General features: G+C 73.6%; 15 protein-coding genes. 9 read left to right on the top strand and 6 right to left on the bottom strand.

All coding sequences use genetic code 11. The annotated features are described in order from the left end of the window. Nucleotides 1-229 precede the first annotated feature (229 nt). The gene (locus DLJ58_RS07955; RefSeq protein ID WP_030332593.1) at nt 230-655 is read right to left on the bottom strand and encodes an OsmC family protein; all 426 of its coding nucleotides are present in this window, start codon (nt 653-655) and stop codon (nt 230-232) included. A gap of 70 nt (nt 656-725) precedes the next feature. Further along, nucleotides 726-1,673 (bottom strand): serine/threonine-protein kinase, encoded by a 948-nt coding sequence (locus DLJ58_RS07960; protein WP_124854555.1) that lies wholly within the window; start codon nt 1,671-1,673, stop codon nt 726-728. Nucleotides 1,674-1,871: 198 nt separating this feature from the next. Between DLJ58_RS07960 and DLJ58_RS07965 the strand changes: the two genes are divergently transcribed. From DLJ58_RS07965 to DLJ58_RS07985, 5 genes are all read left to right on the top strand, one after another. Further along, nucleotides 1,872-2,102, top strand: a complete 231-nt coding sequence (locus DLJ58_RS07965; RefSeq protein WP_091408172.1) for a hypothetical protein — start codon at nt 1,872-1,874, stop codon at nt 2,100-2,102. A 119-nt stretch (nt 2,103-2,221) separates the two neighbouring features. Next, a complete protein-coding gene (locus DLJ58_RS07970) occupies nt 2,222-2,962 on the top strand; it encodes a response regulator transcription factor (RefSeq protein WP_372433046.1) in 741 nt (246 codons plus the stop codon). Further along, nucleotides 2,940-4,445, top strand: a complete 1,506-nt coding sequence (locus DLJ58_RS07975; RefSeq protein ID WP_124854556.1) for a sensor histidine kinase — start codon at nt 2,940-2,942, stop codon at nt 4,443-4,445. The genes DLJ58_RS07970 and DLJ58_RS07975 overlap by 23 nt, the downstream gene beginning before the upstream one ends. Before the next feature lie 44 nt (nt 4,446-4,489). Further along, entirely contained in the window at nt 4,490-6,712 is a 2,223-nt protein-coding gene (locus DLJ58_RS07980; protein ID WP_124854557.1) for an ArnT family glycosyltransferase, read from the top strand. Beyond that, entirely contained in the window at nt 6,709-7,992 is a 1,284-nt protein-coding gene (locus DLJ58_RS07985) for a bifunctional glycosyltransferase family 2/GtrA family protein (RefSeq protein WP_124854558.1), read from the top strand. The genes DLJ58_RS07980 and DLJ58_RS07985 overlap by 4 nt, the downstream gene beginning before the upstream one ends. 1 nt (nt 7,993) lies before the next feature. Here the strand turns inward: DLJ58_RS07985 and DLJ58_RS07990 are convergent, their stop codons facing one another. From DLJ58_RS07990 to DLJ58_RS08000, 3 genes are read right to left on the bottom strand one after another with little or no spacing between them, the layout of a single operon-like run. After that, nucleotides 7,994-9,136, bottom strand: a complete 1,143-nt coding sequence (locus DLJ58_RS07990) for an FUSC family protein (RefSeq protein WP_124854559.1) — start codon at nt 9,134-9,136, stop codon at nt 7,994-7,996. A gap of 44 nt (nt 9,137-9,180) precedes the next feature. Then, on the bottom strand, nt 9,181-9,555 hold the full coding sequence (locus tag DLJ58_RS07995) for a sensory rhodopsin transducer (protein ID WP_124854560.1): 375 nt from the start codon (nt 9,553-9,555) through the stop codon (nt 9,181-9,183). Next, the gene (locus DLJ58_RS08000) at nt 9,552-10,769 is read right to left on the bottom strand and encodes a D-arabinono-1,4-lactone oxidase (RefSeq protein ID WP_124854561.1); all 1,218 of its coding nucleotides are present in this window, start codon (nt 10,767-10,769) and stop codon (nt 9,552-9,554) included. Before DLJ58_RS08000 ends, DLJ58_RS07995 begins: the two co-directional genes overlap by 4 nt. Before the next feature lie 68 nt (nt 10,770-10,837). Here DLJ58_RS08000 and DLJ58_RS08005 point away from each other — a divergent pair, with 68 nt between their 5' ends. Continuing rightward, nucleotides 10,838-12,679: a glycoside hydrolase family 15 protein gene (locus tag DLJ58_RS08005; protein WP_208740923.1), complete on the top strand. Its 1,842-nt coding sequence runs from the start codon at nt 10,838-10,840 to the stop codon at nt 12,677-12,679. 4 nt (nt 12,680-12,683) lie between these two features. On the opposite strand, the gene DLJ58_RS08010 is transcribed toward DLJ58_RS08005, so the two are convergent. Then, nucleotides 12,684-13,532, bottom strand: a complete 849-nt coding sequence (locus DLJ58_RS08010) for an arginase family protein (RefSeq protein ID WP_244218836.1) — start codon at nt 13,530-13,532, stop codon at nt 12,684-12,686. A 200-nt stretch (nt 13,533-13,732) separates the two neighbouring features. Here DLJ58_RS08010 and DLJ58_RS34055 point away from each other — a divergent pair, with 200 nt between their 5' ends. The 3 genes from DLJ58_RS34055 to DLJ58_RS08020 are packed head-to-tail and all read left to right on the top strand — an operon-like array spanning nt 13,733 to nt 17,326. Beyond that, entirely contained in the window at nt 13,733-13,882 is a 150-nt protein-coding gene (locus tag DLJ58_RS34055) for a hypothetical protein (RefSeq protein WP_165947858.1), read from the top strand. A gap of 17 nt (nt 13,883-13,899) precedes the next feature. Further along, nucleotides 13,900-15,330: a class I SAM-dependent methyltransferase gene (locus DLJ58_RS08015; protein ID WP_124854563.1), complete on the top strand. Its 1,431-nt coding sequence runs from the start codon at nt 13,900-13,902 to the stop codon at nt 15,328-15,330. Further along, a complete protein-coding gene (locus tag DLJ58_RS08020) occupies nt 15,323-17,326 on the top strand; it encodes a sulfatase-like hydrolase/transferase (RefSeq protein ID WP_124854564.1) in 2,004 nt (667 codons plus the stop codon). The genes DLJ58_RS08015 and DLJ58_RS08020 overlap by 8 nt, the downstream gene beginning before the upstream one ends. Nucleotides 17,327-17,523: the final 197 nt, after the last annotated feature.

The raw sequence follows: 17,523 nt of genomic DNA on the forward strand, positions 1-17,523 counted from the left end.
ATCAGCCCGTACGGTGGCATGCGCCACAATTTGCCCTGATCATGCCGACTTTATCGGGCAAAACGCGAGTGGAGTAGATCAACCTCTCGGATGGCTCCAGACGGTTATTCCCGACTTGCCGGGTGAATGCGGTCGCCCCGTCACTTCGCCGGCTGCACCTCCGGCCACCTTCAGGGCTCAGCCGAACAACCGAGGCGCGCCTCCACCAACCGGCCCCCCGAGCGTGGAGTCAGTGTCGGCCGTTCTCGGCTGGGGTGACGGTCAGACGGTGCCGGCTGGCGTCGCCGCTGGAGAACGGCCAGAGCCGGTCGGCGTACTCGACCAGGTCGGCCAGCTGATCTCGGCTCAGCCCAGCCGAGGAGATCTCCGCGTGCACGTCGGCCCGGTACCGGCCGTCGTTGTCCCGCCCCAGCTTCGCCTCCGCCCGGACCTGCACGGTGTGCGCCTCGTCGGTGATCTCCCCGGCCACCTCCACCGCCGCGTGATGCAGGCAGGAGGCGAAGGCCGCGGCCAGTAACTGTTCCGGGGTCAACCCGGTGCAGTGCGGCGCCAGCGGTGAGGCCAGCGCGGTGGAGAGCCCGCCATCGTCGGTGCGTACGTGACCGCCCTCGGCGGTCGCTGTGGCCTCACGCAGCCAGGAACTCTGATCCGGCATCGCGTTTCTCCCGTCGCTCACCAGGCCGGCTACCCCTTCGCCGCCCGGCGAAACGCCGCGGGTCGTCCGGTCAGCGCCCGGCGGGCAGGTGCGGCTCGTCCATCAGCACCACAGCCTCGGTGGCTTCCGCAGCGGCCCGTTCGGTCCACGGCGACGTCGGGGCCGGCCGGCGGGTCGTCGCGATCGTCATCGGCACGTACACCCGGGCGTCCACCGCCTCGGCCAGCAGCAGCGCGGCGACCAGGCTGGTCGGACGCTGCTCGGGGTCGTCGGCGAGGCAGGAGTGGCACAGGTCGGCGACCTCCGGCGGGAGCCCGGCGATGTCGGGAAGCTGCTCCGGTGGCTGACGGCGGCGGACGAGCAGCAGTTCGCTGCCGGTCGCCGCACGGTAGGGCAGGCGGGCGGTGAGGCTGTAGTAGAGCAGCACGCCGAGGGCGTACATGTCGGCCGCGGGAGAGGCCGGCGCCTCGTCCAGCTGTTCGGGTGCCAGGTACGCCGGGGTGCCCAGCACCATCCCGGTCGGCATCGGGTCCGGCGCGCCGGCGGCGATGGCGATGCCGAAGTCGAGCACCTTCACCCCGGCCGGGGTGAGCATGACGTTGGCGGGCTTGACGTCCCGGTGCACGATGCCCTCGGCGTGCGCGGCGGCCAGCGCGGCGGCGACCTCCGCGCAGACCCGCACCGCGATCCGCCAGTCCAGCGGCCCGGCGCGCAGGTGCACGGCGAGCGTCTCACCCTCGGCCAGCTCCATGACGATGTAGGGCACCGGTTGGCCGGGCCACGTCGAGGAGGTGCCGAAGTCGTGCACGCTGGCCACGTTGGGGTGTTCCAGCCGGGCCGCCGACCGGGCCTCCGCCCGGATCCGGTCCACCGGGCCGTCCCGATCGTCACGGCCGGGCGAGAGGAGCTTCACCGCGACCGGCCGGTCCAGCACCTGGTCGTAGGCCCGCCACACCTCGGACATCCCGCCCACACCGATGCGCTGTTCGAGCCGGTACCGCCCGTCCAGCATCCGCATCGACCGCTCCTCGTCCTCGCCCCGCCGACGACGGGTGCACAGGTGCCGGTACCCGAGTGCCGAGCTGGGCAAACCGAGCCAGATTCCGTGCGGACGGCCCCGCGCACCTCGCTGCGCCACGGCGGCGGGTGCGGTAGCTTGCGAGCCAGAGCCGGTGTCACCGATTGTGCCGGCACGGTCACCCGAGGGGACGCCGCGATGAGCGAGGTCACCGTACGCTTCGTCGGTGGGCCCGCGGACGGCCTGGTCCGGCTGCTGCCGGCTGGGTCGGACGGCGCCCCGCCCCAGCGTTGGATCATGCGTCACCCGGACGGCACGGGCCCGGTGCAGCCCGGCCCCGACCACCTCTACGAGCGTGACCGGCCCGACGAGGCCGGCGGCTGGAGCATGCGGTTCGTGCGCACGGACGCGTACGGGGTGTCCGAGTGACCACGAGGCGGGGCTGACCGGTGGCGTCGCCGGCGTCGCGTCGGCCCGCCCGCACAGCTCGCGCACAGCTTCCGCAGGGGCGCGGCACAGGCGTGGCGGCCACCATGGGGCCCATGGTCATGAACGGGCAGGCCGCGCCGAGCCGGATCGAGCTGCGTCGCCCCGACGGTGAGCCCGTCCGGGTGCTGGTGGTCGACGACGAACCCACGCTCACCGACCTGCTCTCGATGGCCCTGCGCTACGAGGGCTGGCAGGTCCGCACCGCCGGCAACGGCATGGCGGCGTTGAGCACCGCCCGACAGTTCCAGCCGGACGCCGTGGTGCTCGACGTGATGCTGCCCGACCTGGACGGCTTCCAGGTGCTGCGCCGGCTGCGCGAGCACGCTCCGACCGTGCCGGTGCTCTTCCTGACCGCCCGCGACGCGGTCGAGGAACGCATCGCCGGGTTGACCGTCGGCGGCGACGACTACGTCACCAAACCGTTCAGCCTGGAGGAGGTGATCGCCCGGCTGCGCGCGCTGCTGCGCCGCTCCGGGCTGGCGATCGCCGCCCGGGAGGAGGCGGTGCTGACCGTCGGTGACCTCAGCCTCGACGAGGACAGCCACGAGGTCCGGCGGGCCGGCCAACTCGTCACCCTGACCGCGACCGAGTTCGAGCTCCTGCGTTACCTGATGCGCAACCCGCGTCGGGTGCTCAGCAAGGCGCAGATCCTCGACCGGGTCTGGAACTACGACTTCGGTGGCCAGGCCAACGTGGTGGAGCTGTACATCTCGTACCTGCGCAAGAAGATCGACGCCGGCCGGGCACCGATGATCCACACGCTGCGCGGCGCGGGCTATGTCCTCAAACCCGCCGAGTAGGCGCCACCCGCTGCGCGTCGCCCGCGGGTGGCTGGCCGGGCGCTCCCTGCGTACCCGACTGGTGTTCGCCCTGCTCGCGCTGCTGGCGTTGGTCAGCGTCGCCATCGGTGGCCTGACCACTGTGGCGCTGCGGCACTTCCTGATCGACCGGCTCGACGCCCAGTTGGCCCCCGCCACGGCCATGCGGGGCGACCGTCCAGGTCGGCCGGCGTTTCCCGGCAACGGGCCGGGCATCCCGCCCGGGTTGCCGTCCGGCGCGGTCGTCGCCGAGATCACCGACGGCCGCGTGACCAGCGCCCGGACCCTGACCAACAGCGTCTCCAGCGCCGATCCGTTCCCCGACGAGCAGACCGTCGCAGTGGGGGAGGTCGCCGTGCTGGCGGACCTGCCGGTCGACGCCCGACCGCGCACCGTCGACCTCGGCGAGCGCGGTGACTACCGGGCCGTGGCCCGGCAGTACTGGGACGGCCGCGTACGCGTCGTCGCAATCCCCCTCTCCGGCGTCCAGGAGACCATCTGGGCGCTGGTCGCCGCACAGGCCGGGGTGGCCGCGGTCGGGCTGCTGCTCGCCGGTGTGGCGGGCGCGCTGATCGTGCGGGCGACCCTGCGACCGCTCAACCGGGTGGCCGCCACCGCCACCCGCGTCACCGAGCTGCCCCTGGACCGGGGGGAGGTGGCGCTCGCCGTCCGGGTCCCGGCCGCCGACACCGACCCGCGCACCGAGGTCGGTCAGGTCGGCGCGGCGCTGAACCGGATGCTGGGCCACGTCGCCGACGCGCTCTCCGCCCGGCAGGCCAGCGAGACCCGGGTACGCCAGTTCGTCGCCGACGCCAGCCACGAGTTGCGGACGCCTCTCGCGGCGATCCGCGGCTACGCCGAGGTGGCCCGGCGTGGCCGCGACGAGGTCCCCGCCGACGTGGCGCACGCGCTGCGCCGGGTGGAGTCGGAGAGCACCCGGATGACAAGCCTCGTCGATGACCTGCTGCTGCTGGCGCGCCTCGACACCGGCCGGCCGCTCGCTGTCGAACCGGTGGACCTGACCGCCCTGGTGGTGGACGCGGTCAGTGACGCGCACGTCGCCGGCCCCGAACACCGCTGGCAGCTCGAACTGCCCGAGGTGGCGATCCGGGTGCCCGGCGACGCGGCCCGGCTGCACCAGGTGGTGGCGAACCTGCTCACCAACGCCCGGGTGCACACCCCGCCCGGCAGCACTGTCACCACCACGCTGGCCGTCGACGCCGCCAGTGCCGTGCTCACCGTCGCCGACGACGGGCCGGGGGTGCCGCAGGAGCTGCAACCGGAGATGTTCGAGCGGTTCGCCCGGGGCGACAGCTCCCGGTCCCGCGCGCACGGCAGCACCGGCCTCGGCCTCGCGATCGTCGCGGCGGTGGTGGAGGCCCACCACGGCGCGGTCGGGGTGGACAGCCGTCCAGGTCGGACAGTGTTCACCGTCCGGTTGCCGAATCCCACAGCTGACGCATAGTCGGCGCACGGGGTCGCGCCAGCCCCGCCGTCGAGGCTGGCCGCATGGACAGAACAGAGACCCTGCCGACGGCATCCGCCGCACCCGAGCCGCCGACGGTCACCCGCCCCGACGAGCACTCGCCGCCGACACGCCGCTCGCCGGCCTGGGCCCGGCCCGCGCTGGCGGTCCTGCTGCTCGCCACCGGCCTGCTCTACCTGTGGGGCCTGGGAGCTTCCGGCTGGGCGAACTCGTTCTACGCGGCGGCCGTGCAGGCCGGCTCGGTGAACTGGAAGGCGTTCCTCTACGGCTCGTCGGACGCCGCCAACTCCATCACCGTCGACAAGACACCCGCGTCGCTGTGGCTGATGGCCCTGTCCGTGCGCGTCTTCGGGCTGAACAGTTGGGCGATGCTCGTGCCGCAGGCGCTCTGCGGGGTCGCCTCGGTCGGCGTGCTCCACGCGACGGTGAAGCGCTGGTACGGGCCGGCCGCCGGTCTGATCGCCGGCGCGGTCCTCGCGGTCACCCCGGTGGCGACGCTGATGTTCCGGTTCAACAACCCGGACGCGCTGCTGGTCCTGCTGCTGGTCGCCGGGGCGTACGCCACCGTGCGTGCGCTGGAGACGGCCAGCACCCGGTGGATGGTGCTGGTCGGTGTGCTGGTCGGCTTCGGCTTCCTCACCAAGATGTTGCAGGCGTTCCTGGTGGTGCCGGTCTTCGCCGGCGTCTACCTGCTGGCCGCGCCGACCGGGCTGTGGCGGCGGGTCCGGCAGCTGCTGCTGGCCGGGCTGGCGGTGGTGGTCTCCGCCGGCTGGTGGGTGGCGCTGGTCGAGCTGATTCCGGCCAGCGCCCGCCCGTACATCGGCGGGTCGCAGGGCAACAGCATCCTGGAGCTGACCCTCGGCTACAACGGCCTTGGCCGGATCACCGGCGACGAGGTGGGCAGCGTCGGCGGCGGTGGCGCGCGGCCGGGCGGCGGGGGCGGCCCGTTTTCCGGGCAGACCGGCGTGCTGCGGATGTTCGGCGGCGAGATCGGTGGTCAGGTCTCCTGGCTGCTGCCGGCCGCGCTGATCCTGCTGGTCGCCGGCCTGCTGTTGACCGGGCGGGCGGCGCGCACCGACCGCACCCGGGCCGGGCTGCTGCTCTGGGGCGGCTGGCTGCTGGTCACCGGCCTGATCTTCAGCTTCATGTCCGGGATCTTCCACGCCTACTACACGGTGGCGCTCGCACCGGCGATCGGCGCGCTGGTCGGCATCGGCGTGACGCTGCTCTGGCGCGAGCGGCGACTGGCCGTGGCTCCGGCTCCGGCTGCGGTCGCCGGGACCTCAGCGGGTGATCCGTTGCCCGCGTCCGCCGACGGTGCCGCTGCCGGCACACGCTGGCAGCGATGGCGTCCGTTGGCCGCCACGACGACGCTCGCCGGCACTCTCGCGGTCACCGTGTGGTGGGCGTGGGTGCTGCTCGGACGCAGCCCCGACTGGTACCCGTGGCTGCGGACCACGGTGCTCGTCGCCGGCCTGGTCGGGGCGGTGCTGCTTCTGCTGGTCACCCGACTGCCCCGCCGGTTGGTGCCGGTCGTGCTGGGCCTTGGCGCGGCGGCGGTCCTCGCCGGCCCGGTGGCGTACGCGGTGCAGACCGCCGCCACCCCGCACACCGGGTCGATCCCCAGCGCCGGCCCGTTCGTGGCGGGCGGGCTCGGTCGTGGCGGTTTCCCCGGAGGGCGACCGCCCGCCGGCATGGAACCACCGGCCGGCGGTCAACTTCCGGGTGGCGGCCAGTTCCCCGGTGGCGGTCAGAACGGCGGTCCGGGGCCCGGCTTCCCGGGCGGTGGTCGTACCGGCGCGCCCGGCTTCCCAGGTGGCGGCCAGTTCCCCGGTGCCGACGGCGGCCAGGGGCGCTCGGCCGGCGGGGGAATGGGCGGGCTGCTGGACGCCCGTGAGCCCAGCGCCGCCCTGCGCCAGCTGTTGGAGCGCGACAGCGCCGACTACACCTGGGTGGCGGCGACGGTCGGCTCGAACAACGCCTCCGGCTATCAGCTTGCCACCGGCCAACCGGTGATGGCGATCGGCGGCTTCAACGGCAGTGACCCGTCACCGACGCTCGCGCAGTTCCAGCGGTACGTGGCCGACGGGAAAATCCATTACTTCGTCGGTGCTGGTGGCTTCCGGGCCAACGGCGGCAGCTCGGCCTCCCAGGAGATCGCCGCCTGGGTCGCGGAGACGTTCCCGGCGCAGACCGTCGACGGGGTCACCGTCTACGACCTCAGCGCCGGTACGGAGGCGTCGTGACCGCGCTGGGTGAACCACGGGCCGCCGTCCAGGCCCGACCCACCGCCGCCGTGCTGGACGTGGTGATCCCGGTCCACAACGAGGAGGTTGACCTCGGACCGTGCGTACGGCGGCTGCACGCCCACCTGAGCGCGCACTTCCCGTACCCGTTCCGGATCACCGTCGCCGACAACGCCAGCGTCGACGACACCCTGAAGGTGGCCGACGGCCTCGCCGCTGAGCTGCCCGGCGTCGAGGTGCTGCACCTGGACGCGAAGGGGCGGGGAAGGGCGCTCTCCGCTGCCTGGTCGGCGTCGTCCGCGCCGGTGCTGGCGTACATGGACGTGGACCTCTCCACCGACCTGGCGGCTTTGCTGCCACTGGTCGCGCCGCTCATCTCCGGCCACTCCGACCTGGCTATCGGCACCCGGTTGGCGCGTACCTCGCGGGTGGTGCGCGGCACGAAACGGGAGGTGATCTCGCGGGCCTACAACCTGTTGCTGCGCGGCGCGTTGGCGGCGCGGTTCTCCGACGCGCAGTGCGGGTTCAAGGCGATCCGCGCCGACGTGGCCGTGGAGCTGCTGCCGTTGGTGCGGGACACGGGCTGGTTCTTCGACACCGAGCTGCTGGTGCTGGCCCAGCGGGCCGGGCTGCGCATCCACGAGGTGCCGGTGGACTGGGTCGACGACCCGGACAGCCGCGTCGACATCGTCGCCACCGCCCTGGCCGACCTGCGGGGCGTGGGTCGGCTGGGCCGGGCGCTGCTGACCGGCGCGCTGCCCCTGGCCGACCTGCGCGCACAGCTCGGCCGGGCACCGCTGACCCTGTCGCCTGCGCAGCCGGCCGGAACGCCGCTGACCGCGCCGCCCGCACGGCCCGGCCAGGCGCTGCCGGGGTACCTGCCGGTCGGGCTGCCGCGGCAGCTGGTCCGGTTCGCGGCGGTGGGGGTGGCGAGCACCCTCGCGTACCTGCTGCTGTTCGTGGCGACCCGGGGCGTGCTCGGCGCGCAGCCGGCGAACCTGCTGGCGCTGCTGGTGACCGCGGTGGCGAACACGGCAGCGAACCGTCGGCTCACGTTCGGCATCAGCGGACGCCAGCACGCCGCCCGGCATCACGCGCAGGGGTTGCTGGCCTTCGCCCTCGGTCTGGCGTTGACCAGTGGCGCGTTGGCCGTGCTGCACGTCGTATCCGCCATGCCGGCCCGGCCGGTGGAGTTGGCCGTGCTGGTGGCGGCGAACCTGGCCGCTACGGTGCTGCGGTTCGTGCTGCTGCGCCTGGGCATGCACCACCGCCGTACCTGAGTCACCGATCAGCGGCGGCGGCCTCGCGGACCAGCCGGCGGGCCTCGTCCCGGGGCACGCCGGTGGCCCGGAGCAGGTCGTTGGCGGCGGTACGCAGTTGGGCGACCACGATCGTTCCGGAGAAGCCGAGACCCTGCCGGCAGGCCCCGCCCGCCTCGCTGACGGCGCGCAGCGCCCGTGCGCGGGCCTGCACGGGCTCCTGGGCGGCGAGGAACTCCCGGTTCAGCAGCCGGACCGCCTCGCCCAGGTGCTCGACCGCCGCCGGCAGGCCCGCCGGCACCGGTTCCCCGTCGCGCAGCGTGGTGACGATCCGCCGGACCAGACCGCGGCTGTTCCGGAAGGCGCGCTCCATGTGTGCCGCCCCGGCCCGGTACGCGCGGATCACTCGACGACGCCGCCACCGGACCGGGGACAGCCGGACGACCTCTTCGGCGGCTGTCGTCACCTCGGTGAGTTGTTGGAGTTGCGGGTCGGCGTCGCGCATCCGGTCCAGCACCGCCTTCGCGCGCTCACTGTCCGCCTCGGCGAGCGCCTGTGCCGACGCGGTCATCTCCCGCGCGAACAGGTCCAGGGCGGGTTCGGCGGTGCGGCGAATCGTCCGTATGGGGTTAATGGGCAGCAGGACGAGCATCACGAACAGTCCCGCCACCCCGCCGACCAGGGCGTTGATTGTTCGAGGCAGCTCCAGGTCCGGTGCGGTCGGGGTGAGGGTCGCGACGAGCACCGCGGTACCGCCGGCCTGGGCCATCAGCGCGCCGACGCCACGGATCAGCACCGCCGCCGCGGTCGCCAGGAAGACGATCACTCCGGTCTGCCACGGGCCGGTGCCGAAGAGGCTGATCAGCAGGTCACCCGCGCCGATGCCGAGGACCACCCCGGCGACCAACTCCACCGCGCGGGGCGCGCGGTTGCCGAGCGAAGCCGCGATGACGGCGACGGCCGCGGCCGGCGCGAAGGTCGGTTCGTGGTTGCCGAGGACCTCGCGGGCCACCAGCCAGGCCAGCGCGGCGGCCACGCCCGCCTGCAGGGCCACGATGAGGTACGTCCGCAGGCGGCCGTGACCGGCCCGGGCGGCCTCGGCGACCCGGTCCCGGAGGGCGCCGGACGCGGTCTGCCCGCCGGTCGCCCCGGCCGTCGTTTTCATGGTGGCGGTTACCCGGTGACCGTCGAATGAACCTGAGTGCGCTGTCACGCCGGATAGGCCATGGTGGCGGCCAGTGCCACCACCCCCGGCAGTCGGGTGTCCTGGCGCAGGAACTGCACCACCACCGGGACGGGGGAGCGCAGCAGACAGCCGTACGGTCGGTCGAGTCGTACGGCCTCCGGGTCGATCAGGTCGTTGAGCCGAACGTGTCGCACCCGGCGGGCGTCGACGGTGATGGCGTACGGGCCGACCGGCTCGGTGTCCTCGTAGTAGAGGCTCAGTTCGACGTCGGCGCGGGTGTCGGTGGCGTTGAGGACGCAGAGCTGGTCGAAGCTGGTGAACGCCGGTTCCGGACCGTTGCCGGGGAACGGGATGTGCCCGCCCGGCACGACCCACAGGCGGGCGCCGATCTCGGTCATCGGGTCTCCTGCAGCAGCCGGGCGAGGTCGGGGCTGAGGAACACGCCGTCCGGGTCGAGTCGGCGGCGGGCGTCCTGGAAGTCGTCCCAGCGCGGATAGAGGGGCCGCAGGTCACGGGCGGTCAACCAGTGCTTCTTGCCCCAGTGCGGGCGGCCACCGTACTGGCGGAACACCGCCTCCATGTCCCGGAAGTAGTCCTCGTACGGCAGGGAGGTGTTCTGGAGGCAGGCGATGGTGGTGGTGGGCCGCCCGTACGCGTTGCTCAGCCAGATGTCGTCGGCGGCGATGCTGCGCACCAGTACCCGCCAGCCGACAACCGTGCGGTGCCGTTGCAGGATCCGCCGACGGACCTCGGCGAAGCAGGCCGGGAACGCCTCCGACGGGAGCATGTACTCGATCTCCTCGAACCGCAGGTCCCGTTCCCGGGGGATGGTGCGGTGCGCCGGGCCGGACCGGATCTCGTGGGGCGCGCCCCAGGGCCCGGAGTCCGGGACCCGCGGCGCGGCCCACACCCGCTGGCCGGACGCCTGGTCGGCGCGGTTCATGGTGCGGATCTGCGTCTGGTCGCTGCGCGGGTACCAGTAGAAGTCCATGTTGCGGTTGGTGTGTTGCAGCTCGGCCAGGTGGTCGAGGGTCCACTCGAGGTGCGCGCACCACGCCCGGCGGCGCAGCTCATACTGGGGTTGCACCTGCAACGTGACCTGGGTGACGACGCCGAGCGCGCCCAGCGACAGCCGGGCCGCCGGCACCAGGTGCGCGTTCTCGTCGGCCGAGATCTCCAGCACGTCACCGGTGCCGGTGACCAGGCGAACACCGGTCACCTGGGTGCACAGGTTGCCGAAACCGATGCCGGTGCCGTGCGTGCCGGTGGCGGTCGCGCCGGCGATCGACTGGTAATCCACGTCGCCGAGGTTGTCCATGGCCAGCCCGGCGTCGTACAACCCCTCACCGAGGGCCTTGAGCTTGGTGCCCGCCCACACCCGCGCCCGATCGGCGTCCTCGGTGATGACACCCGCGAGCCGATCCACGCTGAGCAGGATGTCGTCGGTGCGCACCAACGGGCTCGACGAGTGGCCGGACCCCACCGGGCGAATCGTCCTGCCGTCCTGGCGTGCCCGCACCACCAGCTCCCGTACCGCGTCCTCGTCGGCCGGCTCGGCGAACTCCCCCGGGGTGAACGAAAGGCTGCCGGACCAGTTGACGAACTGTCGCATCCGGCCGACTACCCGTCGCCGCGACCGGTAGTCGCGTTTCCGTGCCGGACCGCCGGGTAAGGAGCCGCGTGCCGGCCTTCGGCTTCCCGACCACGCCGCCGATCGACTCGTACGCGTTCCTCTCCGACACCCACACCGGGGCGCTGATCGGCGTGGACGGCGCGGTCGACTGGTTCTGCGTGCCGCACTTCGAGGGTGACGCTGTCTTCGCGCGGCTGCTGGACCGTCGCGTCGGGGGCGCGTTCACGTTCTCCGTCGCCACTGACGCCGCGCCGGTCCGCCGGTACCTGCCCGGCACCCTGGTCCTGGAGAGCGCGTACCACGCTGGCGGTGGCAGCGCCGTCGGTCAGGACTTCCTCGCCGTACGGGCCGGCGACGCCGCACAGCCGTTCCGCGCGGACATGCTGCTGGTACGCCGCCTCCTCGTACGGGAGGGGTCGGTGCGGGTGCGGGCCGAGGTGACGCCACGCCCCGGGTACGGTGCCCGCCCGGCGCTCTGGCACCGGGACGCCGACCACTGGGTGGCGGCCGAGGCCGGGCTGCGGCTCCGCTCCGGGTTGCCGTTCCGCGTCGACGGCGCGGCGCTGCGGGCCGAGGCGGTGCTGCACGAGGGTCAGACGGTCGACGTGCTCCTCGGCTACGGCCCGGGCGACATCGACGAGTTGGACCCGGCCGACCTGCTGGAACGCACCTGCCGCACCTGGCGGGAGTGGTCCGACCGCGCCGACTACACCGGCCAGGGCAGCGACGAGGTGCGGCACAGCGCCGCCGTGCTGCGGGGCCTGTCGTTCGACGAGACCGGGGCGTTGCTCGCCGCACCCACCGCCTCGCTTCCCGAGGAGATCGGCGGGGTCCGCAACTGGGACTACCGCTTCACCTGGCACCGCGACGCCGCGCTGCTGCTGCTCGCCCTGTTCCGACTGGGCCACGCCGAGGAGGGCCGTCGCTACCTGCGCTTCCTGCTCAGCACGTGCGGCGGGGCGAGCGACGTCCTCAGCCCACTCGTCGGGATCCACGGGGTGACCCGCGAGGAGGAGATCCTCGATCACCTCGACGGGTACGCGGGCTCGCGGCCGGTGCGCATCGGCAACGATGCCGCCCAGCAACTCCAGTTCGACACGTACGGGCACGTGCTCGACGCCGCGCTGTTGTACCAGCAGCTCACCGGAGAGTTGACCGGCGCGCAGTGGCAGGTGCTGCGCCGGCACGTCGACACGATGGCCGCCCGGTGGCGGGAGCCGGACCATGGCATCTGGGAGATCCGCGGGCCACTGCGGCACTACGTCAACTCGAAGATGATGGCCTGGGTCTGCCTCGACCGGGGTGTCCGCCTCGCCGACCTGGTCGGGGACCACGACGCACCGACGCAGCGGTGGCGCGCGGAACGCGACGCCATCCACTCCGAGGTGATCGAGCGTGGCTTCGACAGCCGCGTCGGCAGCTTCGTGCTGGCGTACGACTCGACCGAACTCGACGCGTCGTTGCTCCGGATGCCCCTGGTCGGGTTCCTTGCCGGTGGCGACCCGCTGGTGGTGGCGACCATCGACCGTATCCGGCGGGACCTCGCCATCGCCCCGGCGCTCATCCGGCGGTACGCGGCCGACGACGGGTTGCCCGGCGAGGAGGGCGCGTTCCTGCTCTGCTCGTTCGAGCTGGTCTCCGCCTTGGTCCTGGCCGGGCGCCGAGAGGAGGCCGCCGAGGTGTTCGACCAGCTCCGCGCGTACGCCGGGCCGCTCGGCCTGTACGCCGAACAGCTCGACGCCGACGGCACCGCGCTGGGCAACTACCCGCAGGCCTTCACCCACCTCGCGTTGATCGAGGCGGCGCTGAACCTCGACGGCGCCGGCGACCGCGACGCGTTGCACGCCTGGGCGGAGCGCACCACCCGGCCGGGAACGGCCGACGGCTGACCGGTCAGCCGACCAGCATCTCGGTGAGGACCTCGACGACGCGTCGGGTGTGCCGCCCGTCGGGGTCCTCGTCAGTGTTCAGGTCGGTCACACTCATCCCGAGCAGCCGGTCGGCGCGGGCCAACGGTGTGACCAGCGCGATCAGGTCCGCCCAGCGGGGCCCGTCCGGCTCGGGGTAGGTCACCGCGGGCAGGTCGCGCGGGTCCACCACGTCCAGGTCGAGGTGCAGCCAGGCCGGCCCGTCGCCGTCGGTGGCCAGGCCGGTTCCGACCGTCGCCGCGCCCCGGCGCCGCAACTCGGCGGCGTTGACCTGGTGGATCGCCGGGTCGATCCGGGCCGCCTCGACCCGGCTGCTCTCGTCGGTGGCCGGGCGGTGCCCAATCAGATGGACGCGGCTCGGCTCGATCAGCGCGCCGTCCGGGCCGACGGCGGCGGCGGGGCCGTGCCCGGTGACCACCGAGAGGTCCATGTCGGCGGCCTCACCGGTCGGTGAGGTCGTGCCGTCGAGGAAGTCCGGGTGGGCGTCGACGAACCATAGGTCGGTCGCCGGGGGCAGGGCCCGGCAGACGCCGGGCAGGATCGCGCAGTCGCCGCCGAGCACCAGTGGTCGGTGGCCGTCCGCGATGAGCGCGCCGATCCGCGCGGCGATGGCGCCACCGGCGCGGACCAGCCCGGCCGCTCCGATCACCCCGCTGGCCGGGTCGCGGTTCGGGTCGCGCAACCGCGCCTCGTCGATCTGTCCGTCGTCGTCGGCGGCGAGGGCCTCGCGCAGGCCGGCGCGGCGCAGCGCCGCCGGGGCCCGCTCCTCGCCGCGCCCGGCTCCGGAGGAGTCCAGCGGCGCGTCCACGATCATCCAGCGCACGTCCGCAGCGTACCGGCGCGGCCGGCCGTCACGGCCGCATTCTGTGGTGAGGCTGGGAGTACGCCGATGTGGCCGCGACGGCGACAGCGACCGGCGTACGGTGATGGACAAGTCCGGCTTTCTGGGTCAAAAGCCTCATCGGTGTACGCCCTGGGACGCCGGTGTCGAGGCGGCGAGGCAAGGAGCGATCGGTGGAACATCTGGCCTACCTGGACGCGGGGTCCGGCAGCCTGATCGTGCAGGCGGTCGTCGGTGGGGTGGCTGGCGCCGCGGTCGCCGCAAAACTCTACTGGCGACGGCTGGTCGACCGGTTCCGCCGGCAACCCACCGACCAGCGCTGAGCGGGCCAGCCCCGACGATGGCGATCTCACCCACCGAGGTACGGCCCGAGCCGGCCTCCTTCCGCGACCCCGCCAACCGGGTCTTCCACGTCGGCGACGAGGTGCTGCGCGGGCTGGACCCCCAGGCCGCCGAGCACTGGCGGGCACTGACCGGCAGCACGTTCTTCCCGGCGCTCGTCGCCGCGCGCAAGGTATGCGCCACCGAGGACGCCCCGCCCACCCTGCTGCCGGCCGCGACCGGAACGCCGTGGGCGGCCGTGCTGCGCCACGAGCGCATCCCGTTCGTCTCCCACCCGTACGAGTGGTCGTTCAGCATGCTGCGCGACGCCGCCCTGCTGCACCTGGAGATCCTGACCGCCGCGCTCGGCGAGGGTTTCACCACGAAGGACGGGTCGGCGTACAACCTCCAGTGGCGCGGCGCCCAACCGGTCTTCATCGACATCGGCTCCTTCGAGCCGGTCCGCGACGGCGAAGCCTGGGCCGGCTACCGGCAGTTCTGCCAGACCGTGCTCTACCCGCTGATGCTCACCGCCCACCTGGGCGTCGACTTCCAACCGTGGCTGCGCGCCCGGGTCGACGGCATCGAGGCCGACGAGCTGCGCCCGCTCTTCGGCGGGGCCCGCCGGCTGCGCCCCGGCGTGCTGACCCACCTGCACCTGCACGGGGCCATGCAGCAACGCAACGCCACCGCCAGCACCACCGAGGTACGCGACCAACTGCGGGCCGCCGGCTTCTCCCGGGAGCTGCTGCTCGCCACCGTACGCGGCATCGAGAAACTGGTCCGCAAACTGGACCGCCGCCCGCCCGAGAGCCACTGGTCGGACTACCAACGCACCTGCGGCTACTCGGCCCGCGACCGGGTGGCGAAGGAGCAGTTCGTGGCCGCCGCGGTCGCCGCCGGCACCCGCCCCCGCCTCGTGCTCGACCTCGGTGCCAACGACGGCCGGTACTCCCGGCTGGCAGCCGGGCACGCCGACTACGTGGTCGCCGTCGAGCAGGACCCCACGGTCGTCGACGAGTTGTACCGACAGCTGCGCTCCGAGGGGCAGCGCCGCATCCTGCCGCTGGTGCTCGACCTGGCCGACCCCTCGCCGGGTGGCGGCTGGCGGGGCGTCGAGCGGGCCGGCTTCGCCGAGCGGGCGTCCGCCGACGTGGTGCTCGCCCTGGCCGTGGTGCACCACCTGGCGATCGGGCGCAACGTACCGCTGCCGGAGGTCATCGACTGGCTGGCCGGGATGACCGCGCCCGGCGGCGCGGTGGTGGTGGAGTTCGTCCACCCGGAGGACCCGATGGCGACCCGGCTGCTGGCCAACAAGCCCGCCGGTCTGTTCCCGGACTACCGACGCGACACCTTCGAGACGTTGCTCGCCGCCCGAGGGCGGATCACCGACCGGCTGGAACTGCCCTCGGGCACCCGCACGCTCTACCGGACGGTGATGGGTGGCTGAACCGCTGTGGGACAAGGGCTGGCGAGGGGAGCTGGGTCGGCTGCTGGAGATCGTCGCGCTGGTCGGTCTCGTGGTCACCCAGCCACTGCTGGACGTGCTCGGCCGCAGCCCCGACTTCTTCCTCTTCCACCGCGCCGACCCGGCCCAGATTCTGCTGCTGCTCGCCCTGGTGACGGTGCTCCCCACGGCTGCGGTGGCGCTGCTCGGCGCGCTCAGCCGACTGGCCGGCCGGACCACCCGCGCCCTCACCCACACCGGGCTGGTCGGGCTGCTGGTCGCCGCCCTCGCCGTGCAGGTCGGCCGACACGTCACGCCACTTCGGGGCGTACCGCTGCTGCTGGTGGCCGTGCTGGCCGGAGCCGCCGGCGCGGCCGCGCACCGACGGTGGCGGGCGCCGGGCCGGGTGCTGCGACTGGCCGCCGCCGGGCCGGTGGCCTTCGTGGCGCTCTTCCTGCTCGCCTCGCCCACCTCGGCGGTGGTCCTGCCGCGCGGCGACGGCGGTGCGGCCGGCACCGCGCAGGGCTCGGCCGTGCACCCGCCGGTGGTCATGCTGATCCTCGACGAGCTGCCACTGGTCAGCCTGCTCGGCGCGGACGGGAAGATCGACGCCGGGCGGTACCCGCACTTCGCCGAGCTGGCCGGCGGCTCCACCTGGTACCGCAACTCCACCGGGGTCAGCGGGTGGACGCCCAACGCGCTCCCGGCGATGCTCACCGGCCGCTACCCGGCCAAGCCGGTCGCCCCGCACTACTCGCAGTACCCGGACAACATCTTCACCGCCTTCGGCGGCCTGTACGACATCCGCGCCGAGGAGAGCATCACCCGGCTCTGCCCACCCAGCCGCTGCGAGCAGCCGGTCACCCCGGAACAGGGGCTCGGCGTACTGGTCCGGGAGACCGGCAAGCTGCTCGGCCGGGTCGCCGGGCCGACGGAGAGCGCTGTCGACCCGGAGGACTCCTACCGCGAGCAGACCCGCGCCGAAGCCGGCCTGGACGCCGCCGAACCGGTGCCGGCCGACCCGAAGTTCCGCTGGGACAGCCTGGACGACAACCAACCGGCCCGGTTCACCAGCTTCCTGGCCGGGCTGAAGCCGACAACCCGGCCCACCCTGCACTTCCTGCACCTGCTGATGCCGCACTCACCGTGGGCGTACCTGCCGTCCGGGGCGCGCTACGACGCCCCCGAGGACCTGCCCAACGACGGCGCCGGGTGGGTCGACCTGGCCCGGCAGCGGCACCTCGCCCAGCTCGGCTACACCGACCGGCTGATCGGCGAGACGTTGCGGACGCTGCGCGCCAACGGCCTCTACGACCAGGCCCTCGTCGTGGTGACCGCCGACCACGGGGTCAGCTTCCGCCCCGGCGCGCAGGGCCGAGGCATGGACGCCATCAAAGCCGCCGCCGGGGAGGTCGCCTGGGTGCCGACGTTCGTCAAGGAACCCCGGCAGCAGGCCGGCCGGGTGGACGACCGCAACTGGGAACACGTCGACCTGCTGCCGACCGTGGCCGACGAGGCCGGCGTCCGGTTGCCCTGGCGGGTCGACGGGCGCTCCGCCCGGCAGGCCCCCCGCACCGACGGTACGAAGCACTTCTACGACCGCCCCGGCGAACCGGTCACCTTCCCCGGTGGCGTGCCCGCACCGCCACCCCTGCCGACACCCCACCCCCTGGTCGGCACCGAGGTACGCGCCGGCCCGGCCGCCGGCAGCGCCCGGGTCGCCGACCTGGCGGCGTTCACCGCCACGGACCCGGACACCGGCGCCCTCCCGGCACTGGTCTGGGGCGACGTCCCGGACCGGATCCCGGACGGCACCCTCCTCGCCGTCGCCGTCAACGGCCGCATCGGGGCCGTCGTCCCGGTGGTGCCGGCCGACCCCGGCGGACGCCGGTTCGCCGCGCTGCTCGCCGACGACAAGCTGTTCCACGCCGGCACCAACCAGCTCGCCGTCTTCCAGGTCGCGACGGACGGTACGCTGCGACGCCTCAGCCTGTCGTGACCTGGCTTCCGGGTCGGTCCGGCCCGGCTTCCGGGGTCGTCAGGTCTGGCTTCCCCGGGTCGGTCCGGTCCGGTCCCGGGGTTGGTCCGGCCTGGCTCCCGGGGTCGGTGCGGTCCGGTCCCGTCTGGCGGGATACCGGGTTTCCCGGCCGCCCGGTCGGGAATCGGGTGACGCATACCTCACCGCCGAACCACGGC

Source organism: Micromonospora arida (genome assembly GCF_003857035.1).
Classification (GTDB): Bacteria; Actinomycetota; Actinomycetes; order Mycobacteriales; family Micromonosporaceae; genus Micromonospora; species Micromonospora arida.

Excerpts from the sequence above, each read along its gene's own strand:
- DLJ58_RS07975 (WP_124854556.1), top strand. The coding sequence starts at position 2,940 with ATGTCCTCAAACCCGCCGAGTAGGCGCCACCCGCTGCGCGTCGCCCGC.
- DLJ58_RS07965 (WP_091408172.1), top strand. The coding sequence starts at position 1,872 with ATGAGCGAGGTCACCGTACGCTTCGTCGGTGGGCCCGCGGACGGCCTG.
- DLJ58_RS08015 (WP_124854563.1), top strand. The coding sequence starts at position 13,900 with ATGGCGATCTCACCCACCGAGGTACGGCCCGAGCCGGCCTCCTTCCGC.
- DLJ58_RS07990 (WP_124854559.1), bottom strand. The coding sequence starts at position 9,136 with ATGAAAACGACGGCCGGGGCGACCGGCGGGCAGACCGCGTCCGGCGCC.
- DLJ58_RS08000 (WP_124854561.1), bottom strand. The coding sequence starts at position 10,769 with ATGCGACAGTTCGTCAACTGGTCCGGCAGCCTTTCGTTCACCCCGGGG.
- DLJ58_RS07960 (WP_124854555.1), bottom strand. The coding sequence starts at position 1,673 with ATGCGGATGCTGGACGGGCGGTACCGGCTCGAACAGCGCATCGGTGTG.
- DLJ58_RS07980 (WP_124854557.1), top strand. The coding sequence starts at position 4,490 with ATGGACAGAACAGAGACCCTGCCGACGGCATCCGCCGCACCCGAGCCG.
- DLJ58_RS07955 (WP_030332593.1), bottom strand. The coding sequence starts at position 655 with ATGCCGGATCAGAGTTCCTGGCTGCGTGAGGCCACAGCGACCGCCGAG.
- DLJ58_RS08010 (WP_244218836.1), bottom strand. The coding sequence starts at position 13,532 with ATGATCGTGGACGCGCCGCTGGACTCCTCCGGAGCCGGGCGCGGCGAG.
- DLJ58_RS07995 (WP_124854560.1), bottom strand. The coding sequence starts at position 9,555 with ATGACCGAGATCGGCGCCCGCCTGTGGGTCGTGCCGGGCGGGCACATC.
- DLJ58_RS07970 (WP_372433046.1), top strand. The coding sequence starts at position 2,222 with ATGAACGGGCAGGCCGCGCCGAGCCGGATCGAGCTGCGTCGCCCCGAC.